This is a genomic window from Oscillospiraceae bacterium, from assembly GCA_009780275.1.
Taxonomy (GTDB): Bacteria; Bacillota; Clostridia; order Oscillospirales; family UBA929; genus WRAI01.
Genome location: WRAI01000028.1, coordinates 1 through 22,903 on the forward strand (window position 1 = coordinate 1; position 22,903 = coordinate 22,903).

Sequence of the window (22,903 nt, forward strand, 5' to 3'; positions counted from 1 at the left end):
AGACCCCTCTCTGTCGAGTGATGATTAAATGTAGTGTTCTGGCGGGTTTGCGGGGCGCGGCTGGCTTTGATTATTTATATTAACTGGCGTATGTAATTAGTACACTTTGGGCACAAGGTTATTTTATAATTTTGACTTGCTGTACGGGCGTTTTTCGTCAGTTCTTCTCATAAGATAGTCAACACTTGTATTATAGTAATCTGCAAGCTCTGCCAACGTAGATGGAAAAATTTTTATTTCTCGTGTTTCATATCTCGCATAGGTTGCTTGTCTTACATTGAGTAATTTTGCCAATACTTCTTGCTTGATGTCATTGTCTACCCTTAAATCTTTAATTCGTAAATGCATTTTTATCACCCCGAAGTGAATACTAACAATACAATTACAAAAAATGTCGTTTTATACGTAATACGTATAATTTTCTATATACACCCAATTGCGCAAAAAAAGAATGGTAGCCCATTCTTTTTTAATCTTTGTTAAACTCAACATTTGTTATCGTTGTAATGCCAGGTAGTCTCCCGCCTTGCTTTTCGTGAAATATTGTAATTCTGTCAACGAAGTTTACTAGAAATTGTCTTCTTTCTGAATTGTTTAGCCACTCCCAGTTTTCTTTAAGGTTTTTAATAATGCACTCTTTCTTAATGGTTATTTCTTCATCTACAAGATTTTCAACTTGCCCCAATGTAGAAGATATTTGATTTTTTTCTTTTTCAACTGCTTTTTTAACCTCTATATAATTGTCAAAATCAATTTTATTATCTATGTATAAATCTAATACTTCTTTTTCTTTTTGTTCTAGCTTCCTACATTGCCTTTGAAGGTCTTTGACAAGGTCAATATTTTGCTCTTTAACTTCTTTTTTTACAACAAGTTGAATTTCATCTAAGGTATCAAAATCACCAATACTGCCAATATACTCGCTGAATGCTTTTTCAACATTTGTGTGCTTTATTCGGCAAGCATCACATTTTTTTCTGTAACGATTATTGCAAAGATAAGAGCCGGGCAGAGCCTTGCCACTTTCGTCTTTCTTACTCCCTGAATGTACGCCTAATTTGTCCCCGCATTTGCCACATATCAAAACACCTGCAAAATAGTGTTCTTCCTTTGGGTGCTTTTTATAAACCTTAGTAGATATTTTCTTAATCAAGGCTTGTGTTTCAATATACGTCTCCTCTGATATTATGGGTTGATGTACGCCTTGCGCCTCAAAACTTCTCTTTTCGTCATATTGCGCATATCTGACATTTCCTATATAGTTGCAGTTCGTTAAAACATTTTTTACACTTCTTGCATACCAAACCGAATCAAGTTTGGTTGGTATTTTCCTAGTGTTCAAATTTTGAGCTATGTCAAAAAAACGCATATGTCGGTTTAAGAACATATCGAAAATTTCTCTTACAATAGTTGCTTCTTTTTCATTGATTGTTTGTATTTTTTGCCCTTTTGCTCTATCATAACCATAACTTGATACTCTGCTTGCTAGTGTATATCCCTCGCTTGCTTTTCTTTCAAAGCCGACTCTTGTTCTTTCGGCAATATTTTCTCTTTCAAATTCTGCAAAGATACCAATAATTTTGATAAACATACGCCCTGTGGCTGTTTGTGTGTCGATACTCTCGGTTAGGGAATTAAAGCTACAATCGTATGTATTGAACAATTCAATTAGATTTATTAAATCCGCAGTATTTCGGGTTAGACGGTCAATCTTAAAAACAAGAACATTTTTAACCTGTCCTTTTTTTATATCTTCTATCATTTCATTGATTGCTGGACGCTCAGTGATATTTTTCCCGCTAATACCCTCGTCCATATAGATTTTATAAACTGACCATTCCTTAATTCTTACAAAATCTTTTAATTTTTGCTCCTGCGCTCTGATGGAAAAGCCCTCTTGTGCTTGTTCTTCTGTTGACACCCTAACATAAATACCTGTCTCTAACACTGCAAATCCGCTCCTATCAATTTTTTTTGATAGGGGGTTTGTTTTTTTCTCGCATTTTTCTTGGTATGGACGTTTTTATAAAAAAATTCAACATTTTAATCTGTAATTCTTTTGGTAATGTTAATTTTTCTTTTTCCATGCATTCACCCCAACAAATAAAACATCTCATTCAATTTTATTTGTTACCTTGGTGAATATTCCAAAAATATACGAGTTCCGTATAATAAATTGCTTACACAATTTATTACGTTAGAGTGGCATTATTTGCGCTCTGCCATGTCCGATTATTTTGTACGGCTTATGTTATAAATTAAGTGTTGCAAAATATCGTACGATATGATATAATGCCGCTATAATTACACACGAGGAGGGTCCATCATGGCTTACACGATTAACGACGATTGCATCAACTGCGGTATTTGCGAACCTGAATGCCCCGTCTCATGCATCAAGCCGGGCGATGGCAAGTACGTCATTGTTGCCGAAGAGTGCATTGATTGCGGCGCGTGCGAGGGCTGCTGCCCCACCGATGCCATTAAAGCTGGCTAAATTAATCATTAAAAAGCCGCCTTGAATGGGCGGTTTTTTTGTTTCTTCTGCGATTCATGTAACAACCATCAAGCGTTTTCATATACTTATGTTGTGGGCTTTGCAGAAAAATACGGCCGCTGTTTCGGAAGGAGAAAAATTGTATGTTTATGCCAATCTTTTCGGGGTTGATTGTGTCTGTCGACGCTTTTTTTATCGGGCTGTCACTCGGGTTGCAGAAAAAATGTAAATTCTTGCACCTTGCTAGCATCAACGCGTTTCTGCTAGGACTGTGTGTTCTCGGCTTTTTGGTTGCGGGGCAAATTTACGAACTCATCCCATTTGACCCAGACTTGCTGGTCGGCTTTGCTTTTATTGCGCTGGGACTTTGGTATATTATACATTACTTTGCCTCTGAGCATATTAAACGCCGCCGCAAGAGCATGAACGAAGAGCCGTTGGTGCTGAAGGCCATTATCCCCGTTGGCATCATGATGAGCCTAGAAGCCATGATAATTACTATGGGCATTACCCTTGTCTTCCAGCCCAATTCAACATTTGTCATCCCACTTACGATCGCGCTGGCACATTTTGGCTACTCGGCATTATCATTTAGCTTGGCAAGAACCAAATACGTCAAGCGCATCCCCGTCATTGTCAGCCATGTTGTTTCCGGGTTAGCGCTGATTGTCTACGGATTGTTGGCATTGTTTGTAGAATTTGGGATGTAGACTTTTTATAAAAGTTTTGATTGACAAGCACAGCTTGATGTGTTATAGTATCCATTGCGCCTTAAAAGTCTCTATATTCGCGACATAAGTGCTTCTTTATGGCCCGGTAGTTCAGTTTGGTTAGAACGCTAGCCTGTCACGCTAGAGGTCGAGGGTTCGAGTCCCTTCCGGGTCGCCACGTCGGAGCAAAGTGCGCTATACTCCGTTTCCCTTGTATAAAAGGAAAACTATGTCCGCTCCCTTGCTCCTCCTTTTCCTCGCGAAATAAGTTTCGCACGGGTTGGACGAGGGATGCGGCGAAATTTGCTTCTGTGGCGCAGGGGTAGCGCACCCCCTTGGTAAGGGGGAGGCCGCGGGTTCAAATCCCGCCAGAAGCTCCATGAAACCCGCTAACCATGCGGGTTTTTGTTTTTCTTACCCACTTCAATATTTTCGATTTTGTAATGCAAATGTACCTGATTTGCATGTTGCTAATGTCAAGCGAAAAAACCACCACAGTATCTAAAAGAAAAAGCGGCCATTCGTGATGGCGAACAGCCTAAAAACAAGGCGCAACTAAAAGAGCCCCGGCCTATTTTTGAATTGTCAGCCGGTCATATCTTGGCCACTTTTTCTATTGTACTATGCAGCAGCGTGAGAACACGCAAGACACAAAGGCTGCAATGCCGCACATTACAAAGTTGGCAAAGAAGTACGCGGCGCAAGCGAGCGTGAGGAAATCCGCAAGCTACGAGAGTCTAAAAACCGCTCATGCTTGACGAGTGAGGACTGGGCAGCCGTTTGCAATATTTAAGCTTAATTGACTGACCATTCAAATTAGAGGGCAATGGCCCAGAAAAGAGCACGGCATCAAACCCGTGTCTTTTTGCGTCAAAAGCGTGGCCAATATAAGTTGTTTCTTGCTCTTATCGCCATGTGATTACCGGCCCTGTCTAATGGGGCGGAGCATATATTCCTCAGAGCCAACCGTCATATTTATTTACACTTGCAAGTTATGACATCATCTGGTATAATTTGTAACAATATGTAACTGGATTCTATGGCAGAGGAGGGTGTAACATCTATGTGCAAACGCATACTGTCATTTGCGCTTGCAACGCTTATGTTCTTAGGCGGCACGGCGTATATCAACGCGCCGCAAGCCAATGACATTGTAGCGGCAACCACGAACTTTATCATCTGCAACCCCTACGAGGATGTAGACTGGGACGAGTGGAGCGCACATCGCGCTTCACTGCATGTGCATACCCCCAATTCAGACGGCCGCTATTTCCCGTCTTTTCGTCACGCGTTGCTCGACCATTTCCAAAAAGGCTACGATATTATCGCTATGACCGAGCATTGGGCAGTGACACCGGCACTTGACCAACGGCCGTGGACATTTGGGGTGAGAGAGGATATACGCAGATACGATAACCATGCGGCATGGCCGGGCATTTATCCCCCTCTGCCAAGGTTTAATTTTGAATACTTATCCTCGGCAGAAAGGCAGGAGTTTTATACCGGCGCGGGACGCTTACATACACTCCCGCTTGTTTCATCGCAATGGCAGCATGAGCGCGGCACTCGCGCCCAAACACCCGGTATGATCGGCATTCCAAACAGCAGTGAGCAATCCCATGGCCATCATATCCTCACCTATTGGGCACCGATAAACAGCATGCCCTACTGGGGTTCAATGCCATCCGGAAGATTCAGAACATCGGGTGCGCCGGGGCTTGGCGAAGACTGGTTGGAATATGCGTTATTGCAGCGCACACTGGCCGTTGACGGGCTTGCCGTACTGGCGCACCCCGGCCGTCACACAGGCGGCGATGGCGGCTCACTGCGCTGCCCCGATGACGGTGCGCGTGTGTCCAACACTGGCATCGTATACGACCGCTATGTTGAAATGTTCCGCCGTTTCCCTAACGTCGTCGGCATGGAGATTTTCAACAGATTAGACGACGAGAGCCGCAGTGACCGCATACTGTGGGACAATATCTTGCAGCAGACCATGCCCCACGGGCGCAATGTTTTTGGCTTTGCCAACGACGACAGTCACGGCAATTTGGCGGTTGGCTATCACTGGAACATGTTTTTTCTGCCGCCTGTACCGCCTGAATCCAGAGCCGACGCCGTGCGCCATGCCGTGGAAACAGGCGCTTTCTACACCGTTGCTCGTGTTGACCGACGCTTGAGGATTAACCACGAGTTGCCCGATGGCAATCTAATGCCCGATGGCGCCGGCGATGCCACAACAGTACATCTGTGGGAATTGCCCGAACCGCCGGGCATTGAACGCATTGAGGTCGGCGCGGACAGCATTACGATTGACGCTGTGCGCTACAATGAAATCCAGTGGATCGGCGGTGATCCGAACGGCGGCGGGCGTGTCATACATACCGGCTCAACGCTGTATTTAGACGATGTCTGGGATGACATCACAAGCAATTATGTCCGCGCACAAATCCTCTATCGGTATGACATTGATGAAGATAGTTACGTTTTCCTCAACGGCGTTGCCATGACGCAACCCTTTGGTGTGCGAGTCGCCCCAATCGCCCCTAACACCCTCACCGGCTTTACACCGCTACCTGCCGTGATTAACGCACACTGCTACGCCGCGCCAACGGCTTTGGCGTTGGGATTGCCGGGCAGCACGTCAATTCAAACAAGCCGCGCCCACAGCTTTGTCTACGCACATATCAACTGGGATTTGAGCGATGTCCATACCGTCAAATGCGGCCAAATCTTTGTCGTCAACGGTCAGCTTGAACTGCCGCGCGATGTTGACGGAATTGTCGACAATCTTGATTTAAATGTCACGATCACAGTCAATGTCGTATGCCGCCTGTGGCACTATGACAGCAACCCCAACAGTTGGGCTGTTGATTATCTGGTCAATGCCTGTTATCGCAATATGATTTCGCGTTGTGTGTTACAAAGCAGTGTTTGGCGCGAGGGCATTCCTCGATTTTATATCGCTGATTTGGCGGCGCGGTTTATCGAAACACACACGGGGATGAGTATCGGCGCGTTTGTGGCATCACGTGACCCCGATGCTTTGCGTGAAGTTCCATTTGACGATAACACCGACCCCGATGTGATCGCATTGGCACGGCTGGGTGTTATTCTCGGCCAAGAGTCATACCAATGGGAAGGCCTCCGCTTTAATCCGCATGGCTTAATCGATCGCCAAAGCGCGGCGGTGGTACTGGGCCGATTGGTTGAATTGTTTGACGGCGAAGTGCCGGAGGTTGGCGCGATTTCGCAGGATGATTTGCCATTTGATGACGCAGTACCCAGCTGGGCGAGGGGCAGCGTATACTTCTTGTACCATCAGTCACCGCGTATTTTGAGCAACACCAACAGCCATCGGACAGGCCAACCGGGGGCTGACCCCAACAATCCGAATTATAACCGATATCTGTTCTCGCCGCAAATGACATTCCAAAATCAAATGATGGTGATGGCGATGGTACGGACGCTGAATGTATTGGCCGGCGGCACCCTTTCGATTGATTTTGCACAAAATTTAAGCTATATTCAAATCAACAACAGCGATGGGGAGGATAAAGACATGAAAAAGGTCGTATGCACACTCTTGGCTTGTGCCATGCTGTTTGCCATGACACCGGCAACAGGCGGGGCAGAGGCGACGCTTGTCACGTCCGGTGTTGTCACCGAAAACGGCAGCAACTTGCCGTGGCGTCTGTACAGCGACGGCGCGCTGATTGTGGACGAGGGATTTATTGAACGAATTGAATTGACTTATTACACACGACACAGCCCTTGGATTAATTTTCGTGATCATATCGTCACAATCACATTCACCGGCCCGGTCACCGGCGGAAATTCATTGGCATCCTTATTTGCCCATCTATGGCGTTTGGAAGAAATAGAGGGGCTGCATTACTTTGACTTAAGCAATGTGACCGAGATAAGCGCCATGTTTCGATTTGATCCTTACTCCGGCCCCGGTTGGGGTGACCGTCAAGGCTCACGCTTGACAAGCCTTGATTTGTCTGTTTGGGATGTCAGTAATGTGACGCACATGGGCGGCGTGTTCTGGGGCGCAAACAGCTTGACTGACCTCAATATATCGGGCTGGGATACAAGCAATGTAACGACTATGATTAGGATGTTTCAAGGCATAAACAGCCTGACAAGCCTTGATGTATCGGGTTGGGATACGAGTAATGTGACGAATATGCACTATATGTTTACCGGCGCAAGCAGTCTCACATATCTTGATGTATCCGGCTGGGATGTCAGCAACGTAGTGGGGATGACCGGGATGTTCGGCGGCGCAAGCGGTTTGACGCATCTTGACGTATCCGGCTGGGATGTCAGCAATGTGACGAGTACGTCAAGTATGTTCAGTGGTGCAAGAGGCCTAACAAGCCTTGATTTATCAAGCTGGGATACGAGCAGTGTGACGAATATGAGTTTCATGTTTCGTAATGCGGATAATTTGCGAAAGCTAATCCTGGGTGAGGATTTTATATTTGGGTCGAATGTATGGATTCCCGCCGGAAACTGGCAAAACGTGGGCAGCGGCACGATCGCCAACCCGCAAGGCGCGTTCACATTCACAGCGGCAGGACTGGCAATGAACTACAACGGCGCAATCCACGCCGATACTTGGGTACGAGCGCCGCACCCCGTCTACCGCTATGACAACAACCCCAACAGTTGGGCGCGCGAATATCTCGAACGCGCCTATGACGATGGGCTCATTTCCCCGCGCGTACTTGAAAACAACAACTGGCGCGACGGCATCCGGCGCGTTTATATCGCTGATTTGGCCGCGCGGTTCATTGAAATGCATACAGGTGAGAGTATCAGTGATTTCGTAGCGGCGCAGAGCAGCCTTTACCCTGTACTCTTCACCGACACCGCTGATGTCTATGCGCTGTACCTGGCGCAACTGGGCGTCATGCTGGGCGTAGAGTCATACCAATGGCCGGGTGTAGAGTTCCGCCCGAATGACTATATCGACCGACAAAGCGCGGCGGCACTGTTGGGGCGGCTGCTGGCGTTATTCGATGGCGAAGTGCCGCCGTTGGGCGCGATTTCGCAAAGTGATCTGCCGTTCCAAGACGCCGTTCCGAGTTGGGCGAGAGGCTCGGTATATTTCCTGTATAACCAAGCGCCAAGCATTATGAGGAATACGAGTTCGGTCGAGGGGATGTACCTATTCGCGCCACGCATGCAGTTCCAGTGCCAGAAAATGGTGATTGCGCTGGTGAGGGCGTTGGATGTGTTGAGCTAGGAGGCTGACAACATGAAAAAAATCGTATGTACACTCTTGGCTTGTGCCATGCTGTTTGCCATGACACCGACAACGGGCGTGGCGGCGGCAACTGTCGTTGAATCCGGCGTTATCACTGAAAGCGGCAGCAACTTACCGTGGCGTCTGTACAGCGACGGCTCATTGGTGGTAGATAGCGGAACGATTGACAGAAGCGGTACAGTCCAAAAGCCCTTGGATTGACTACCGCGATGATATTATCACGATTCGGTTTACCGGCCCGATTGTTGGCATATCGTCATTGAGCCGTTTGTTCGATAGATTGTTGCGAGTAACACATATAGATGGACTGCATTATTTTGATGTAAGTAATGTGACGGATATGTCATTTATGTTTTACAGGGTAAGGAGTGTATTAAGTCTTGATTTGGCAAACTGGGACATGAGTAGCGTGGAAAATATGGGGTATATGTTCCACGGCACATGGGCCTTAACGCACCTTGATGCATCCAATTGGGATACGAGCAATGTTGTGAATATGAGAAGTATGTTTAGCGACGCATTAGGTCTGGTGTACATTGACGCATCTGGTTGGGACACCAGTAGCGTGAGAGATATGACAGGAATGTTTAGCGGAGCGATAAATTTGAAAACCCTTGATGTTTCCGGTTGGGATACGAGCAATGTAGTGAGTATGGATGATATGTTTAACAGAGCAATAAGCTTGACGTATCTTGATGTATCTAATTGGGATACCGGCAATGTAAGCCAAATGGCCAGAATGTTTAGTCGTGCAAGTAGCCTTACGCGATTGGATTTATCGGGTTGGGATACCAGAGCCGTGTATGAGGCTGCAGGTTCAGTTTGGCATATGGGCGCTATATTTTATGGCACAACTAATCTGCAAGAACTCGTATTGGGTGAAAAATTTATTTATTCACCGGGTTGGTCGTTGCTTGGCGAGGCACTCTCCGGGCTTGCAGAGGGACCATGGCAAAATGTAGGTCGTGGCTCAGCAATTAATCCATGGGGTGAGTTTGCGCTTAACGGCGAATACTTGATAGGGAATTTCAATGGCGCAATCCATGCAGACACTTGGGTGCGAGATGCCGTGCCGCCTAACGATTGGGCGCATGAATATATTGAACACGCCTTTGACTTAGATTTCCTCTCGCCCCGTGTGCTGAACACGCATTGGCGTGACAGTATTCCACGTATTTACATCGCTGATTTGGCGGCGCGGTTTATCGAAGTGCATTACGGTGAGAGCATTGCAGACTTCGTAGCGTCACGTGACCCGAACACATTGTACAGCATTCCGTTCACCGACAGCACCGACCCCGACGTGCTTGCCTTAGCACAACTCGGCGTCATTCGTGGCGCGTCGTCTTACCGGTGGGAGGGCGTGCAGTTCCGGCCATATGATTTAATAGACCGCCAAAGTGCCGCGGTATTGCTTGGCCGTTTGGTGGCGCTGTTTGACGGCGAAGTGCCGACAAGCATAGCACAAGACGATTTACCGTTCCAAGACACCATTCCCAGTTGGGCGCGAGGTTCAGTACATTTCTTGTATCACCAAACGCCCAGAATCATGAGTAATACAAGTTCACAACCGAGCGTATATCTTTTCTCGCCGCAAATGCAATTCCAAACGCAAATGATGGTCATCGCCATGGTGCGGACGTTGGATGTGTTGAGCTAGACGGCGGCGAAATTTCGCCGCCCGCTTATCATGCCCGGAAATGAGAAACGAAAAAGTCATAGACTTCGCTTTCTCTCAGCTGTTCAAGAGCTTTACTGTATAAAGCTCTGACCTGCCTTGTCTTGATGCCGGTGGCGGCACTGATTTGTTCATTGGTTTGCGGAGAGTGACCACCCATGCCTAGCTTTCTTTGAACTACTTCGCGCATGTCATCGGGCAAACTGGCTGTCAATGACAATGATAAAATGTAGAAAAGTGGCGAACAAAATAAATGAGGTGAAGCTGCTTATGAAGACATATACAGAATATACGCAAGAGCTTTTCAAGCGAAGCGGCGCGTCGAGCAGTAAATCAATAGCCTTTGAGGTGAGAGACAATAGCACCCAGCAAGATGGAAGTGAAGAATTTAGTTGATACTCGAGTAAAGAAAAAGTCATGACGCCAAAAGAAAAGGCCAATACATTCATTCTATCCTGTGTTACGGCGGACGATTACCCCATCGACAAAATTTGAAGGAGCAGAAAGTGGATAGACCAACAAAATCTTATGATCAAGTCAAAGCAATGCTTGGGCAAGCAAGCTCGGCCTGGGAAAAACTGACCGGAGCGATTCGCTATCATTACGTCATGGATGAAAATTGGGCGGAAGGCAACTCTACACACAAACATTATAACAATTTATATTTTAAGCGCGGCGGCAAAACGCTGGTTATGCTTTGTATTCGCGAGGGGTACTTTATAGCTTGCGTTGTGTTTGGTAAAGAGGAACGAAAAAAGTTTGATGAGCAAAGAGAAATGTTTGGCGAGGCGATTTGTGAGGAATATGATGAGGCCGAAACATACCATGACGGTAAATGGCTTGGCTTTGATGTTCACAATGAATCGCTGATTGAAGATATTGTCAACCTGCTTCAAATTAAGCGCAAGCCCAATCGCAAAACTTTGCCAGAAAATTTAGAAATGTGCGGTAGGCTTGATATAGGTTTATCTCATGAGGACATCACGAACATTATTATAAATGCCGCAATTCAATAGATGGGGAGAATCAAATATGAAAATCAATAGAGTCACTGCCGGTGTGCAAATAAGAGGGGATTACCAAAAATGTTTTGACTTTTACACACAAAAACTAGGCTTAGTGCCAATTTATGGTGACGAGCATGGGCCATACACGAGCTTTGCAGACCAAAAAGGCGGCGAACCTTTTTTTGCGCTTTATGCCGCTAAAGATGCAAGTGAACGCTTGGATGAATATGTTCTCCCAAGCAATGTCGAGTCTTCTGACACGCTCACAGCAGTCTTTCATACAACGAATTTCTACAGCGATTATAACCGCTTGCTTGAAGCGGGCATAACATTCATCGGCATGAAGAATTTTGCCAATGACGGCTTCGACTTCAATATGGCTTATTTCAGAGACCCCGAAGGAAACTTACTTAGCTTGGAAGATGGTGGTGTTTGAGCTCAAACGATTCCAACTTTGAATAAGAGGAATTTACCAACGAATTTACATCCGCTTGTTTTAACATTAAGCACATATTGCACAAACAACAATCTTTTGATATACTGATGGCAATTATGCCCAAATCTGAAAGGAGCACCCAGCGATGCGCAGAATTCTCTTGCCTTTGGCCTTTTTGCTTGTCATGTTGATTTTCATTGGCTGCAACAACGATACTGATAACGACCCTGTTGATATATTGCCGGCTTTTGAGCCTGTCAACGTCTTTCGTATGTCAAGCGTAGCAGATGTAACCAACGATGATGGCGTGCGCATCTATTACATGCGCGCACCCTTTACTGACACATACAGCATTACCGCAAACGAAGCAACTGTTACCATCGACGACGGCGAAACAATTATAGTACGCGCAAGCCATGCGTTCACGGTCGATTTAGAAGCTGATGCCGTATACAGAGTTACTGTTGAGACCAATCACGACAAAGAGCGGTTTTCATTGATCGTTTGGGCGCAAAACAACTTAATTACACTGCCTTACGAGAATCTCTTTACCGTTGACCCGGCTTCGTTTGACGTGTACGGTGATTCTGACGTTGACCCGATGGCACCGGCTCAAATCGATTATCAAAAGCGACAAGGCGGCACGTTTATTTTTGCAAACAATCCTGAGTTTTTGCAACCCGAAGACATCGGCGCAGCTTTGATTCGCAATGAAGTGACGGGCGATGTGCATTTTACCATTCAGTATGCCAACTGGACGGGCGCACCAATTTATCTGGGGTATCAGCTCAAAAATGAGAGTGACAGCGATGTGTATATTACAATAACAAATATCGGCTATGTCGCGGGCGGTACATGGTTTGGACAACGTGCTTGGTACAACCTGTACAATACACATTTCCCGCTGCCTGACGATTACTTCACGCATCCCGAGCGATATTATGCCGATTACGCCTATGAGGACTATCACCCACGCGTATTTCAACCTAAAACAATTCGCCTCCCACCCGGTGAATACTTTTATGCCATGGGCGGCACAAGTGCCGACGCTTATTTAAATCTGAATATTGACGATACCGCCGATCAACCGCTGGCAGACAGGGCCTGCGCCAACGGCACAGTGCTGTTTACCGTGACGGGCGGCTATGTTACGAGTACATTTTACGTTTACACCGACTATGAGCAAGTGCGTGCCAATCCGCCCGAACAAGGCTATGTTGTCGTCCGTAACGGCCTCGACCACAGCCCGCAATATTTGGGCATTGCCGACCATGCCGGTTTGGTGGAAAACAACATGACCTGGACGTTTAATGACCAAACCCGCAACGGGTTCTTGCCCGTGACATTCACCAACCATTTTGACCCAAATGCGGATAATATCACCACGCCGTTTACACCGTTCAATAACACTGAAAATCATGTTGCCTCGCGCAACAATTGGATTACGCACTTAAATCCACAGAATTATCACGCCGCAGTTGGCACGGATATGTTTGGATTACAGAGCGTAACAACGGACGGGCGCACCGTGACGATCGATAACAACCACACCAACGGTGCGGGTGACCCTGCCAACCTCGGCAACTGGATGATTATCTATCACGAAAACTACACATTTGTCAATCAGGGTAGCGCGGCGCGAACGGTGCGACTGAGCTTGATGGAGGGCGGCAGTTTGGCGATACTGGTTCGCAACGCCGACGGCAGTGTTCGGCAAGCGGCGTTTACCGCCAGTTTTGATAGAGCAGGAACGCGTGTTAATGGGCCGTTTACCTATGACCTTGTTGTGCCGCCAAACAGCGTGGAACAAATTACGCTGGAGTTTGTGTTGGTTGCCTGTTCGTTCGGCAATGTTGACCACTCTGTTCGCTTAGGCGATGAGGATGGGTTCCCGGAAAGAAGGCGGCAGGGGTAACAAAAGGACTCCTGTAAAATTTATTTTTTCAGATGCAACTTTTCAAGGTGTTTTCTAAGTGTTATCATTGGAGGTGCATGCATAATGAATTTTATTAAACGGGCAACCACAAGCATTGTCAGAAAACCGGGCAAGATGGCGATACTGTTGGCATTGGTTTTCGTCTTGGGAAATGTGATCGCCGGCTCAATTTCCGTTGAACAATCGGTGCGAAATACTGAATCCGCGGTCTTGGGGGGCATTACTCCCGTCGCGACATTAGAAGTGGATTGGCAAGCCATTGAGGAAAAGCACAGTTTTGGGGATATTGACTGGGGCGATGCTGAAGCTATAGCAGAGCGTGACAGAATCATGAGTGAATATACTCTAACCGCCGAGAGAATCGAGATGTTAGGCGCATTGCCCTCGGTGGAGTTTTTTGACTATAGCAATCGAGCCGTGCTTGCAAGTTGGGATATGCAAAGATATTATCCCGAAGAAGCGTTGTCCATGGGCTTTGCTCCACCATCAGGAGATTGGGCAGAACATTTTACTTTACATGGTAGTCAAACCGGCGATGTATTGGATCTTAGGATGGGACTTATTGAGATTGTTGATGGTCGTACGTTAAATGCCCAAGAAATAGAGCAAGGCGAAAACGCAGTGCTTGTTTCGAGAAATTTCGCTGACCTTAATCACTTGTATATCGGTGCCATCTTTGTTTTAGAGCATGAAGTATTTGAAGACGATATGGTTTATCGCGCAAGTTATAATATGGAAGTTGAATTGCCCGACATAGATATAGAAATGCCAAGCGTGCGGCCGCCCGATCGGACAAGAACGATAGAGTTTGAATTTACTGTTGTTGGCATTTATGAACCTGTCGTCGCATCCGGCTTTCAAATTCAAGCGGGCGATTGGCAGGCCATCGCTTTCGCAATGGAGCAACATAATAAAATTTACACATCCAACAGAGCCGTTGGAATAATCAGCGAACTTATCTCGATTTCGGAAGCGTTAACACCGTTTTTCGTATTTAGAAATGCCGAAGGGTTAGATACATTCACCCGTGATACCGTCGCGCTTTTGGGCGACTATTATAGAGTTATGAATAATATGAGAGGCATTTCAGATGTTGTTGCGCCTATGAGAAACATGTCCCGATTGGCGAACATCATCCTTTACGTAGGTATTGGCGCGTCGTTGATTATACTCAGCTTATTGGTCACACTCTTTTTAAAAGACCGCCGCAAAGAAATTGGCATTTATCTCGCGTTAGGAGAACGCAAAACCAAAATCGTAGGGCAAATCCTTGCCGAGGTGCTAATCGTTTCCATCTTGGGCATTGCGCTCTCTCTGTTCAGCGGCAACTTGCTCGCCGGCCAGCTTTCCAACTCTATGATTGAGGATGCTGTTATCGCGCAGCAAGAAGAACCCGGCGACGACTCTTGGAGTTGGGAGCCGGACCCGTTGGCTGAAGCAGGTTTCAGGGTTGAAATAACGCTTGAGGATTTGCAAGAACAATATAATGTGTCTCTGGGAGCAGAGATTGTTTTATTTTTCTTCTTAGCTGGGCTTCTTACGGTATTGCTGTCAACATTGATACCTATTTTGTATGTTTTAAAGCTTAATCCGCGGAAAATTTTAATGTAGGAGGCAACAATATGGCTTTGATTGATGTAAATAACATTAACTATTTCTATCAGGACGGGGACATCAAACGCTATATTCTCAACAATATTTCCTACTCTTTCGAGCGGGGTAAATTTTACACGATTTTCGGGGAATCCGGTTCAGGCAAAACGACATTTTTGGCGATATTAAGTGCACTTGATCAGCCAAAATCGGGCAATGTCTGCTACGAAGGGGTCGATATCAACAAAATCGGACTGAATACATACCGCCGCAATAAAATCAGCATTATTTTCCAGCAGTACAACCTTGTGCCCTATATGACTGCAGTGGAAAATGTGCGCACGGTCATGAGCATAACCGACAACACACTGCCCAGCGATTTGAATGAAGTTGCTTACAATTTACTGGATTACATAGGGATTACGAAAGACCGTGCTGACCGCGTTGTCAACAAACTTTCGGGTGGTGAGCAACAACGCGTAGCCATCGCTCGCGCTCTTGCGACCAATGTTGATGTAATATTGGCGGATGAGCCTACCGGCAACTTAGACGGCGAGATGGAGTCTGAAATCGTGCAAATCTTTAAGAAACTGGCTCACGAGCATAATAAGTGTATCATCGTTGTTTCCCACTCGAGTCAAATTGCTGCTGAAGCCGATGAGGTCATCACGCTGAAGAAGGGTAGGTTTGAACCTCACAACAATGCTAATTCTCCAAGCACAGAAAGCACCGATTCTGCGGTTAATGAATGAGGTGTGTAGATAAGGAGCAAAGAACATGAGCGATTTTCTAAATCAATTTAGTAAAGATAGTTATAAGCGCGCTCTCATAGAGACGCCGATCGTCAAAACAGAGCCCGAGCGGCAGGACATTGGTATTCAAGGGCCAGTTCATGATGTCGAGGTTGATAAGACGTTTCATCGTGCCCGACTCATCAAGTATCTTTTGATAGTGATCGCAGTCATCGCTGTTTGCGTGACAGGGTTTTTATTGTACCGTTCGGCCAATAGAGTGGAGATAAAGCCGCTTGTGGGGCTCAATCTTAGCGAGGCCAGAAGCTGGGCACTCAGAAATCGGGTCGAACTCAATATCAGTTATGTATTCGATTTGGAAAACGATCAGGATATTATTATCGAGCAATCCCCTGCATCCGGTGGCAGAATACAGCGCGGCTCGCTGCTCGACATTGTTGTCAGCAATGGACCCGATCCGCATGAAATATTACTTCTTCCCGACTTCAGCGTGATGACAACTGCGCAGATACGTGATTGGAGAACCGAATACAAAGTCAACAACGCCAATATCGTCCAGGAATACAGCAACACAGTAGAACAAGGGCGATTTCTGCGATTAGAATTTCCGAGCGATATGGTCAATGAATCAAATTACACGCGCAGTGATATGATGGTGATTGTCATGTCGCGTGGTGAAGAAGAGGTGCTCAGAGATATTACCGTACCTAATTTTGGCGGCAGGAGTAGAGAAGACGTGGAAAGCTGGTCAGAAGACAATCGCATTAGAGTAACTTTCGAAGAAGAACCATCGCAAGACATTCAGAAAGACCACGTGGTTTCGCAGAGCATTGCCGCCGGTGAAAGAATTGCTGCCGACTACGAAATGACAGTCATCCTCTCTATGGGTGCTGGGGTTGAGGTTCCTGATTTCAGCAGCATTTCCATGAATGATGCCGAGACATACGCAGAATTAGACGTAAATGTCATTTCAAGATATAGTGCGACAATTGCTTTTGGCAGGTTTGTTTCGCAATCCGTTGCCGCCGGCACCAGGCTCTTTAGCGAAGCTGAGAGAGTTGATGTTGTGTATTCTCTGGGACAGCCCTTTATTAAAGACCTGATCGGTAGCTTGGAAAGTGAGTTGCCTTCATATTTTTATGAATTCAGCGCGAATGGTGCAAACATCACCTATACAAAAACCTATATCGACAGCAGCGCTCCAAGGGGCTCTATTGTTTCGGCTACCCATAGGAGTGAGTTTGTGGGCTTGACGCTTAATGTGCATTTCACAATCAGCCGCGGGAACCTTGCGCCGGAAGTACCGGAAGAGCCTGATTTCCCTTGAGTGCCGAATTGGTTGTTAAGATGAAACTGTCAGGAGCACCAAAAAACCTATGATAAAACCAGAATTACTAGCTCCAAGCGGCAATTTCAAAACGCTTGAAGCGGCAGTTACTGCCGGTGCAGACGCTGTCTATTTGGGCGCAAGTAAATTTTCGGCACGTGCCTTTGCGGGGAATTTTGACACTCATGAACTTGGACTGGCAGTGAAGTATGCAAGCAACCATAATGTGAAAACATATCTTGCCATCAACACGTTATTGACCGACCGTGAACTGAAAGAAGCTCTTGAAATTGCAGACTTCGCCTATAATTCAGGCGTATCGGCGTTTATTGCGCAAGATTTGGGCTTGGCCACTTTGATTCGACAGAATTTCCCTAAAAGTCATCTGCACGCTAGCACACAGATGACAGCAAAGACGCTAAAAGATGTCGAAACGCTGGGGCGTTTAGGCTTTAAGCGTGTCGTCTTGGCACGAGAGTTATCGCGGAGTCAGATACAAGAAATACGCTTGCATACAAGCGTAGAGTTGGAAGTTTTCGTGCACGGCGCACTGTGTTCTGCCTATTCCGGGCAATGCCAAATAAGCAGCTTTATTGGCGGTCGAAGCGCCAATCGCGGCACATGCGCTCAGCCCTGTCGTTTGCCATATACATCAACCGAGAAAAACGGTGTTCTGCTCAGCTTAAAGGATTTGTGCTTGATTGATTACGTTGGTGAGCTTGTTGACATGGGCATTTCCGCGTTGAAAATCGAAGGGCGCATGAAAGGGCCGGACTATGTTGGCACAGTTACAAAAGCCTATCGTGCGACATTGGACGGCGCCCTTATATCCGAAAAACAAAAACAGAAAATGCTGAGCATATTTAATCGCGGCGGCTATACCGATGGATACTATATAGGAGATACATCTGCAATGTATATGGATGCCCTTAGAAATCCATATGCGAGGGGAGGTGAAACGCTCTGATTAAGTTTATTGCAACATGCCTAAAGCCCGAACAAGAGCGAGCATGTCGGAAACTTGGAATAGAAATCATGCAACAGTATGTTGCTTCATATGGCGAGATTGAACCGGGTTGCGTGACGGATTTTTATGTGCATTGTTTTAATTCCACAGCTTTGAGCGTATTAAAAGACCTGGGTGTTCATCGCGCTACGCTCCATCCCGAACTCAATTTGGCACAAATGAGAGATATTCAAAAACCAATCGACACCGAGGCAGTCATCTATGGAAAAGTTCCACTTATGAAATTGGGAAACCCGCAAATCAGCGGCACAATCTCCGATAGAAAAAATGTAAACTTCTTTGTGAAGGGCGGTGTATTATACAACTCAGTGCCAATTTTTGTAGCCGACAAACTCAAAGAAATAGAGAAATCAGGCATCACGCATGGTCGGCTCATTTTTACAACAGAGTCCGCCGAAGAAGTCCATGCCATTATTAAAGCATATATGTACCGAAAAACACTAAACATTGAATTTACTCGCGGGAAATTTTACACAAAGGTTTGAGAAATGACTTGACGTATGATTGCAAATAAAAAACACGGCATGAAAAAACTGACAAGTGGAGGTTTCCCTATGGATACAGCACTCACCATCGCCGATATTGAGCAAGACTTGCGCAATTTGGGCATCAAGCGCGGCGATATGCTGGAGGTACATTCGTCACTGCGCAGTTTGGGACATGTTGAGAGCGGCGCAAAGACCGTTATCGCTGCGTTGATGAACGTTGTCACCCAAGAGGGCGCGCTGGTACTGCCGTCCTTTAAGATTTCGGGCGGGCTGCCGCTAACGGCCGAAGATCGTGCCATGGGTATGGCGCAGAAAATTAGAATCTTAGACGATGAGGAAAAAAACGGCATGGGCATTATCCCCGAGACTTTCCGCAAAATGCCGGGCGTACTGACTGGCACGGGTTTTAAGCGCGTTTCGGCGTGGGGTAAGGACGCCGATATTCACGCCCAGGGTTATCAGCACCTTATCGACAACGGCGGGCGGGCACTCATGATCGGTGTTGATATTACCAGTATGTCAACGATGCACTATGTCGAACATTGCATCCCCGAAGACATCAAACAAAAAATGGCACCGACACCCGAGGCACGGGCAAAATATCCCGAAGATGAGTGGATTGTTAAATCATGGAATATGGGACTTGTGCAACCTTCGCCGTGGCTTGTTATTCAAGAACGTGCCTACGCACGCGATTACGTCACCGACGGCGTGATTGGTGCGGCAGAATGCAAACTCTTCAACGTCAAAGAGACAATCACATTATATCAAGAGGCATTGCTCAACGAGCCATATCAATTGTTAAAATTGGAGAAGCCACTATGAATGACATTATGCAAAACAGAGAGTTTATGAAATGCCCGTCTTTCTTAGACGGGATGCGGGAGAGTGACCAGCAAAAGGGCATTCCGCACCCTGCCTATTCAAAACCGGCAGTGGGAGCGCTTACTACACTGCCCGCATTTGGGGCAATCGACATGTCGTATGACAAGCTGCTTGACATTCGCCGCAGTGAGCGCAAATATGACGAAACCAAACCAATGAGCCGTGAAGAATTGGCGTTTATCTTGTGGAGTGCAGGCGGCATTCAAGAAGTGAAGGGTCACGCTACCTTACGCCCCACACCGAGCGGCGGCGCACGACACCCGTTTGAGCTATACATCGCGGTGCAAAATGTTGAAAGCTTAGCTGCGGGACTATACCGCTATATCCCTGCCGAAAATATCGGCAAAAAAACGGTGTCGTTGGAGTACCTCGGCGTGATTGAAGGTTACAAGAATCGCTTGACCGATGCCGTTTTCGGGCAGCGCTGGGCAGCAAGCGCAGCGGCATGTTTGTTCGTATCCTGCCTTCCGTATAAGGCGGAATGGCGGTATTGCGAGATGGCGCACAGGGTTATACTGATTGACTTGGGGCATTTGGGGCAGAATGTCATGCTATCGGCGGCGGCATTGGGATTGGGCAGCTGCTGCATGGCGGCGTATGACCAAAAGCTGTGTGATGAATTTCTCGGCCTTGACGGCGTTGACGAATATACGGTCTATGTGATTTCATTAGGTGAAACAAAATAATTGCGCAAGCAGCAAAATGCCGTTCCTGCAAAAGCACCCTTCCGTCTATTCGGAAGGGCGCTTTTGTATTTATCTATGCATACCTTATCATCCAGTCGTGAGGTAACCCAAAGTATCTGCCTATCATTTCCAACAGTTCAGGTGCCGCTGCCGATACATATCCTCCGTCGCCACTGCTGCCATATGTCCCCGTATAACGGAAAATTGTTGGCGTTGCCCACGAAACGTAAACTCGTTGGTTACTGCCATCTACATACAAAATATCAATGGAAAATAGCGTGCCGGGTGCGTTGATACGCTCATAATGGAACGGGTGCAAGACTTCGGTTGCCGGCACTATCGACAGAATCTCAAAGGCGCGCGCGGCATTGTAAGAAACCATCGGCGGCATGACGGCGCCCTCCTCCAAATGCATGAATTGTTCTGTTACCGTAACTGAAATTGATTGAAACGTCGATGTTGCAGGCTCCAGAACGCCGGCCACTTGTGTGCGCTTTGAGAAAATTGCGATTGTGCCGCTGTCCTCTTCTTCAACAAGCGTCAATGTTCCATCGGAATCTCTTGTGATAGAGTAGAAAATGTCGCGATATGGACGGAATGGATCATCGTTGGGGATACGGAAGATGATTCCGCGATGGGCGCGCTTCTCGGGACGATCCCGCCATGTGACGAGTAATGGTGTGTCATATGTCAGCTCGTCGACAGACCAAAGTATGGTTGCATCGAGAAACTCGGCATGATCATCGCCGTAGAATGCATCGGAAGCGTCGCGCCAGGACAGTTCTACGAAGCGGAAATCTATCAGCGATTGCGATGTTGTAATGAGAATAAGCGGGTAACCGGGTTCGTCGAACTCAATAAATTCATGGCGCGGACCGAACGGCAGAAGGTCATCGGCCTCATGCAATCTCACGCCAACAGCTGCAGCATCGGCCGGTGCCGGCGTAGCTGTTGGCTCAAGCACTTCGCCGCCCAATATCACAATTCTCGCCTCAATCTTAGTAATAAAAGCAGGAACGTCGACGACGGTCAAGTCAACTTCGTAGATGTTGACGATGCCCAAATGCTCGGCCGGAAAATTTTCGTACGTCTCTTGACTGATTTCTTGCGGCGGCTGTCCCCCATAGCTGCCGGTGTATGACCAGAATGGCGGCGCATTTGCTTGCATGATAAGTGCAGCACCGAGAAATAAGTCTTGGTGGAACACCATTTCAAGCAAATCAACATCGCTCCCCATGTAGAGCGGCCCTTCAAATCCTACCAAGCTGTTGAAATCCCTGACTCGCTCATACGTGCCATTTTTGACATGAACCAAGAGCGTTTGCCCGTCCACGGTCTCAGCAAGCTCAAGCATCATTGAGTCATCACCCGATGCCCATACTTCAGTTGTATGAATGGCTTGCATTTGATTGCCTGCACCCGTTAGGTCATCCCAGTAGCCCCAAACGGTTGCCGTCAACACGGGACTGGTTTCAGGATCAAAAGTGATAACCAACAGTTCGTATACTCCGTCATTATTAAAGTCGATGAGCTGCGCGTGACGGATATGCTGTTGCGTCCACGCCTCTTCTTCGTTGACGGGCTGTCCGTGCTCGTTGAGCCAGTCCAACATAAAGTAGTAGTAGGCTTCCAACGCCCCTACAGGGTCGTGCTGCGGGGTTGGTGGCGGTGTTCCAATGGACGGTGGGGGCAAAACGTTACCATTGTTTCCCGGAAAAAATTGATTAAATGCCATTGCCGCGACAATAAAGACCAGTGATGCCGCCAGCGCAACCGACGCGACCCGCAACGTGCGCTTGACGGCGCGTTGTGGGAATAATATCAGCTTCTTTCCCGCCGGTGCATCGGCAACTTTGGCCAACATTACCTCAGCCGACGGCGGGGTCACGCAGTCGTGTAGCTCAGCGGCCTTTTTGATGCTATTTTCATCAAAGTGTTTCATGTTTCGTCCTCCTCCAATAGCGTTTTGAGCTTGCTAAGCGCACGCGACAGACGGGATTTAACAGTGCCGATTGGCAGGCTCATAACTTCGGCAATCTCCTCTTGCGTCAGCTGTGACCAAAAACGCAGGGTGATGATTTCGCGCGTCTTTTGATCGAGCCGCTGGATGCATTCGAGTACATGGAGCCGTTCTTCGCCGTCATCGGGCACAGGGATATGCGCTGCAATGTCGAGGGACAGCTGCTCGGGATTACGTCTGCGAAAGTCACGACAAGTATTGATAAGTATGCGTGTCATCCATGTCTTGAAGTGAGTCTGATTGCGCAGCTTAGCGAAATTTTTATAACCGCGCAACAGCGCTTCTTGCAACGCATCTTCGGCGTTGTTGCGGTCGCGCAGTATCGCCAATGCTGTCTTAAAGAGCGTGGCGTGCAACGGCAGATATAGTTTCCGAAATGCGTTATGAGAACTGTTTTCTAACATTATGCTATCACCTCTCTCGACCATTAGACTGTTGAAGGAGTGTAAATCGTTCCATTTTGTGTAAAAAATTCCCCGCTCTCGGCGGGGAATTTTTTACTTTTAGTTTTGCAGTGTCGCACATCCACTTTCTCACGGGCGGTCGTGTAAGGCGCAAAAGATGAAGAGTGCGCTTTCCACCT

The 22,903-nt window shown here is 47.1% G+C and carries 19 protein-coding genes and 2 tRNA genes; 17 read left to right on the top strand and 4 right to left on the bottom strand.

The genetic code is table 11. From position 1 onward, the window contains the following. Positions 1 to 123 precede the first annotated feature (123 nt). Positions 124 to 348, bottom strand: coding sequence for a helix-turn-helix transcriptional regulator (locus FWE06_08400; GenBank protein MCL2547190.1), 225 nt, complete (start codon positions 346 to 348; stop codon positions 124 to 126). Between the two features lie 121 nt (positions 349 to 469). After that, the gene (locus FWE06_08405) at positions 470 to 1,948 is read right to left on the bottom strand and encodes a recombinase family protein (protein MCL2547191.1); all 1,479 of its coding nucleotides are present in this window, start codon (positions 1,946 to 1,948) and stop codon (positions 470 to 472) included. Between the two features lie 378 nt (positions 1,949 to 2,326). On the opposite strand from FWE06_08405, the gene FWE06_08410 reads away from it, so the two are divergent. From FWE06_08410 to FWE06_08490, 17 genes are all read left to right on the top strand, one after another. Continuing rightward, positions 2,327 to 2,497 (top strand): 4Fe-4S binding protein, encoded by a 171-nt coding sequence (locus FWE06_08410; protein MCL2547192.1) that lies wholly within the window; start codon positions 2,327 to 2,329, stop codon positions 2,495 to 2,497. Between the two features lie 143 nt (positions 2,498 to 2,640). Further along, positions 2,641 to 3,207 carry a hypothetical protein gene (locus FWE06_08415; protein ID MCL2547193.1) on the top strand — a complete coding sequence of 189 codons (567 nt, stop codon included), beginning with the start codon at positions 2,641 to 2,643 and terminating at the stop codon, positions 3,205 to 3,207. A gap of 100 nt (positions 3,208 to 3,307) precedes the next feature. Beyond that, positions 3,308 to 3,385: transfer RNA gene (locus FWE06_08420), tRNA-Asp, on the top strand. 127 nt (positions 3,386 to 3,512) lie between these two features. Further along, positions 3,513 to 3,587, top strand: a tRNA-Thr gene (locus FWE06_08425). A 683-nt stretch (positions 3,588 to 4,270) separates the two neighbouring features. After that, entirely contained in the window at positions 4,271 to 8,464 is a 4,194-nt protein-coding gene (locus FWE06_08430) for a BspA family leucine-rich repeat surface protein (GenBank protein MCL2547194.1), read from the top strand. Between the two features lie 12 nt (positions 8,465 to 8,476). Continuing rightward, a complete protein-coding gene (locus tag FWE06_08435; protein ID MCL2547195.1) occupies positions 8,477 to 8,686 on the top strand; it encodes a hypothetical protein in 210 nt (69 codons plus the stop codon). Beyond that, positions 8,649 to 10,145 carry a BspA family leucine-rich repeat surface protein gene (locus FWE06_08440; protein ID MCL2547196.1) on the top strand — a complete coding sequence of 499 codons (1,497 nt, stop codon included), beginning with the start codon at positions 8,649 to 8,651 and terminating at the stop codon, positions 10,143 to 10,145. The genes FWE06_08435 and FWE06_08440 overlap by 38 nt, the downstream gene beginning before the upstream one ends. A 524-nt stretch (positions 10,146 to 10,669) precedes the next feature. Further along, the gene (locus FWE06_08445) at positions 10,670 to 11,179 is read left to right on the top strand and encodes a DUF3788 domain-containing protein (protein ID MCL2547197.1); all 510 of its coding nucleotides are present in this window, start codon (positions 10,670 to 10,672) and stop codon (positions 11,177 to 11,179) included. Between the two features lie 16 nt (positions 11,180 to 11,195). After that, positions 11,196 to 11,606, top strand: coding sequence for a VOC family protein (locus FWE06_08450; protein MCL2547198.1), 411 nt, complete (start codon positions 11,196 to 11,198; stop codon positions 11,604 to 11,606). A 145-nt stretch (positions 11,607 to 11,751) separates the two neighbouring features. Continuing rightward, positions 11,752 to 13,521, top strand: a complete 1,770-nt coding sequence (locus tag FWE06_08455) for a hypothetical protein (protein MCL2547199.1) — start codon at positions 11,752 to 11,754, stop codon at positions 13,519 to 13,521. A gap of 84 nt (positions 13,522 to 13,605) precedes the next feature. Continuing rightward, the gene (locus FWE06_08460; protein ID MCL2547200.1) at positions 13,606 to 15,153 is read left to right on the top strand and encodes an ABC transporter permease; all 1,548 of its coding nucleotides are present in this window, start codon (positions 13,606 to 13,608) and stop codon (positions 15,151 to 15,153) included. A gap of 11 nt (positions 15,154 to 15,164) precedes the next feature. Continuing rightward, the gene (locus FWE06_08465) at positions 15,165 to 15,887 is read left to right on the top strand and encodes an ABC transporter ATP-binding protein (protein MCL2547201.1); all 723 of its coding nucleotides are present in this window, start codon (positions 15,165 to 15,167) and stop codon (positions 15,885 to 15,887) included. Between the two features lie 25 nt (positions 15,888 to 15,912). After that, positions 15,913 to 17,214, top strand: coding sequence for a PASTA domain-containing protein (locus tag FWE06_08470; GenBank protein MCL2547202.1), 1,302 nt, complete (start codon positions 15,913 to 15,915; stop codon positions 17,212 to 17,214). Between the two features lie 49 nt (positions 17,215 to 17,263). Beyond that, positions 17,264 to 18,181 (top strand): U32 family peptidase, encoded by a 918-nt coding sequence (locus tag FWE06_08475; GenBank protein MCL2547203.1) that lies wholly within the window; start codon positions 17,264 to 17,266, stop codon positions 18,179 to 18,181. Positions 18,182 to 18,249: 68 nt separating this feature from the next. After that, positions 18,250 to 18,726: a U32 family peptidase gene (locus FWE06_08480; GenBank protein ID MCL2547204.1), complete on the top strand. Its 477-nt coding sequence runs from the start codon at positions 18,250 to 18,252 to the stop codon at positions 18,724 to 18,726. A gap of 69 nt (positions 18,727 to 18,795) precedes the next feature. After that, complete coding sequence (locus FWE06_08485) at positions 18,796 to 19,554, top strand: AAC(3) family N-acetyltransferase (GenBank protein ID MCL2547205.1); 759 nt, start codon at positions 18,796 to 18,798, stop codon at positions 19,552 to 19,554. After that, positions 19,551 to 20,300 (top strand): SagB/ThcOx family dehydrogenase, encoded by a 750-nt coding sequence (locus FWE06_08490; GenBank protein MCL2547206.1) that lies wholly within the window; start codon positions 19,551 to 19,553, stop codon positions 20,298 to 20,300. The genes FWE06_08485 and FWE06_08490 overlap by 4 nt, the downstream gene beginning before the upstream one ends. 73 nt (positions 20,301 to 20,373) lie before the next feature. Here FWE06_08490 and FWE06_08495 read toward each other — a convergent pair whose 3' ends face one another. Together FWE06_08495 and FWE06_08500 are read right to left on the bottom strand one after the other, a co-directional pair. Then, complete coding sequence (locus FWE06_08495) at positions 20,374 to 22,242, bottom strand: hypothetical protein (protein ID MCL2547207.1); 1,869 nt, start codon at positions 22,240 to 22,242, stop codon at positions 20,374 to 20,376. Further along, the gene (locus tag FWE06_08500) at positions 22,239 to 22,724 is read right to left on the bottom strand and encodes an RNA polymerase sigma factor (protein ID MCL2547208.1); all 486 of its coding nucleotides are present in this window, start codon (positions 22,722 to 22,724) and stop codon (positions 22,239 to 22,241) included. Before FWE06_08500 ends, FWE06_08495 begins: the two co-directional genes overlap by 4 nt. Positions 22,725 to 22,903: the final 179 nt, after the last annotated feature.